Here is a 3,842-nt window from a genome sequence, read left to right on the forward strand (position 1 = left end):
GCGTGCCTTACCTTCTTCTGTGTGGGCTACGGCTGCGCTACCGACCGAAACAAGCTGTTTATATTCATTGCTGCGAGTGGTCTTAATCGTACAAATCCGGCGCATAACCGACTCATCAGCCAGTTGCTGCATGATCTGCTTATTCAGCTCAGGGATAACGGTATAGCCGCCGTCTGCGGGGACGCCTGTAGACAGGGAACGGGCTTCGCCAGTCAGAATATAGTGGCGTAGTTCATCATTATTGAGTTTTTCACTGGTTGGCTGGTTCTTTGCCTGATTGCGTTCTTCATCAGATAAAGTTTCATAACGGGCAATTTCGGTATTGAGCGTATCAGACTGATTGTGCAGTTCGTCGAACTGTTTCGCTTCTTCGAGATTCAGTGAACGTTTTTCGTCTTCGGCTTTAGTAAGCAACGAACGCATTTGATGAGTTAAATCGGCTTTTTGCTGGCGTAATTCGAGTAGTTTTTTCATGGTGTCTTATGGTTATTTATTTTCCTCAAAGACACTATTTAATACTATCTAAAATAATTAAAAAGCCTCTAAAATTTAGAGGCTAAACAGGATAAAACATAAGAATAGAATATTTACAAAAAAATTCACTTACACAGGGATAAATTTTTGACGTAAGTAGTTGGCGACATCCACGATATTTTATCACATGTTAAATAACCATCATTTTTTAACTTATAGCTCACATAAAAAGATATAGGCAAACTAACGATGAATGATGTAACCATCAGCATACTTAAGTACTTAACAATAACCTTGTTAAATTTAGGCAGCCTATCAAATAGAAAGAAAAAAATAGAACCTGATAAAGAATAAAACAATAGAGGAAAAGACATAAAACATATGATAACGGCGCTGGAAAATGTTATTTCATCTCTCATTAGTATTAATGAAATAGCAGAATCAACAACTAAGCTCATCATAAATGTCAGTCCTAACAACAGAATTAGCACACCTAATGCTTTAACATATTTACTATTCACCTCATCCTTCCTAATCCATTAAAAAAATGTCTTAAATCCGCTTCTGGCGTTCTTGGTTTTCTGTCCCTTTGTTCTTTTAAAAATGCTATTAATTTTTCACTTATTCCATATTGTTTATCAAGAACGTCCAAACCATAAGCAACCAAAAAACCCGTTACCAAAACTATTCCAGCAACAGCAATAATACTCCCACCTACAATGGCTGTTGCAGTTAAAACTGTACCAACAGCCCAAGATGCAGCCGCAGTAATGGCTGTTTTAGCCATATCAATTGTTATGTTTCCGAGAAAATCAGCTAAAGTATACTCATCCTTAAAAATACTTTCTACGACTCGATATCCAATAGAAAAGATGATGCAGAATCTAACCCCTCTTACAATGCTGTTATTAAGACCCTGCTGCCCTATCCCCATCCCTATCATTTGAGGATGATTGGCACCGTATCGTGTTCCCCTGACAAGTCTCCTAAGACCTGCATGCCCCGACAAATGAATATACGTGCGGCCATTTTCTGCCACATGTGTTATAGCAGTGATATTTAACCTCTGAAACTCCCGGCAAACATCATAAAACCCTCGCGAATCATAGATACTGCCGGCATAAGGAGAAATAGGATCTGTGACAGAAAATACATGTGACATAGGGCCTTTTGTCTGGTCGTCCTCTTCAATACCCCTTGCCAGTGATTCACCGTGACTTGGATTTTGTGGACGACTAGGATTGATATCTTCAATAATGCTTTGGGCTTGAGCTAATGTAAGAACGTAGTGATATTGAGTATTCTTATTTAATTCCTTTTCCAATCCTATACTATCAAAAAATTCATGCTGAGGTATTAACTGGTTAATTCCCACTTTTCCATTTAAATAATCCCCCAAATAACCGTGCCAAGTGGGATTATAATCTTTACGTCTGGTCATTTAAGCTCTCCATACGATTTCATATTGAATAATTCCAAATGTCACCATAATACTAATAAAAAATAACTGACTTATATCCGGTGACTCCCCTAGAAATCTTTTTGAAGCCATCCACTGTACACACTATGAAAGATTTTTAAAAAGCCTGTCATATCTGGGGTTGTGGCCATTAATATGGTATTCATTAACTATTCATCTGTTAACTAAAACATTTTTAGATTATGTATAACATGTATACTTAGCGTACAGAGGAAGAATAACTATACATCCTATTTTTATATTTAAAATCAGAAAAATACGCTATTTAATGTACAGAATGTATAGTTAAACCTAAAAATCTATAATGGTATAATGTTGAGATCTTTATGCTCAGGTAACGATGGAAGCCACTCTTCCGCTTCTTCCGACAACTCAACATTATAAGAATATCCTCTCGTTGTTCTCGTCTTTCGATAATCTTTCCGGTACTCCTGCATAATCTTAGGAATAGATTCGCCAAATTTAGTCAATGTCAGCGGGCGTTCAAAGCCGTGCGCTTCCATAAAGGAAAGATAAGCATGATACAGATACAACCTCGGCGCTCGTGGGCTAATGTTCTTAGTGCCCATCTTCATCCCAGTTGCATCATTGACAGAGACCAGATAACCGCAAAAGCGATACAACGGATCTGAATTGCTTTTTACCGTTAACGCCTCGTTAGAATCGCGTTGTGCCTGTAGTCGCTTTTTAGCTTTGTTCTGGTCGGCAAATTCCGTTAATAAATGACGAATAATGACAGGCAGTTCCCGACTGATTTTCTCCGGCAAATGTGGATCTTTCTCTGACTCTTTGACCGGAATGTTAAACGGGAATATCACCCGCCGCCGTGCAATACCGCCATTACGTTCTGTAAAGCTCATCGGTTCGTTATTAGTCGCCAGTACAACAGCCTTAATGACCGTAGAAAATTGTTTCTCATATTTCCCGTCAACTTCGATTAAGTCACCGCCAGTAATTGCCTTAATGCCAGCGCCTTCACCGACATATTTAACCTGATCGGGCAGCGTAATCAGGCTTTTCCCGACAAACTGATAACGCCCTCTCGCTTCGTCCAATGCTCTCATATTGCCACTGGCGGTATTGTGCTCACCTGCCAATAAAGCCGCAATGTAAGTAAACACACTTTTACCGCTGCCACCTTCACCTGTGACTTCAATAAATAACTGCCAGTCATAACGATTAGCCAGAATCATGAACAAAGCGGCTTTAATGCGGTTCATCTTGTTTTCATTGCTCCCCGCTGCATGAGACAGCCAGCGATAAAAATCTGGAGCATGATCCGGCAAATTTTCACCAATAGCAGGCGGAGTGAATTCGATGCCGTTATGGTTCATTAGCCAGTGTTCTAGCTGATGTGGGATAAATTGTTGTTCTGATAAATCATACACACCATTAATGAACCCGATTAAATCCTGCCGTGGTTCACCAATAACAGGAATTTGTAATTTCATCGCACTAATCGCGTTATTAATGCCGTTCGGGCTGTAAGGGGTTTCGTGCTGGTCGAAGATTGCCACCATTGCGCGGCGCAGCTCATTATCCGACACGGTTTCCCATGTTGTACCGTTATAGTGGTAAACCATTTCGCTATCAGGATTAACCGCCACTTTCCCGTAACGTTCAACCAATAGTGCCCCGCGCTGACTGGCTGCCATTTGTGCTAGATTGTTATTGGTCTTTTTGGGCTTCGCTTCTTGGAGCACAACCGCTTCTGTTTCCATTTGTTTTTTCTCTCCCACCTGATATAACCCGTTGCTGAATGCCTGTTTTGCTGCCCCAATACCGTGATGCTGGCGATAATCGTCCCAGTCAGATTTCAATGCCGTAGGCGGTAATGTGACCCAGCCGTTAATCGCTTTGGCTGTCTTCTCTGCCGCTATCTTGCCAA

General features: G+C 40.6%; 4 protein-coding genes. All 4 read right to left on the minus strand.

Translation table 11 applies throughout. From position 1 onward, the window contains the following. Positions 1 to 474: phage major capsid protein (locus AACX38_RS04940; RefSeq protein WP_228865829.1), on the minus strand; the 474-nt coding region annotated here is incomplete at its 3' end. A 125-nt stretch (positions 475 to 599) separates the two neighbouring features. Next, positions 600 to 995 carry a DUF1240 domain-containing protein gene (locus AACX38_RS04945; protein ID WP_228865830.1) on the minus strand — a complete coding sequence of 132 codons (396 nt, stop codon included), beginning with the start codon at positions 993 to 995 and terminating at the stop codon, positions 600 to 602. Continuing rightward, positions 992 to 1,915 carry a hypothetical protein gene (locus tag AACX38_RS04950; RefSeq protein ID WP_228865831.1) on the minus strand — a complete coding sequence of 308 codons (924 nt, stop codon included), beginning with the start codon at positions 1,913 to 1,915 and terminating at the stop codon, positions 992 to 994. Before AACX38_RS04950 ends, AACX38_RS04945 begins: the two co-directional genes overlap by 4 nt. Before the next feature lie 338 nt (positions 1,916 to 2,253). Beyond that, positions 2,254 to 3,842: primase-like DNA-binding domain-containing protein (locus AACX38_RS04955; RefSeq protein ID WP_228865832.1), on the minus strand; the 1,589-nt coding region annotated here is incomplete at its 5' end.

Source organism: Xenorhabdus sp. PB30.3, from assembly GCF_963895965.1.
GTDB classification, from domain to species: Bacteria; Pseudomonadota; Gammaproteobacteria; order Enterobacterales; family Enterobacteriaceae; genus Xenorhabdus; species Xenorhabdus stockiae.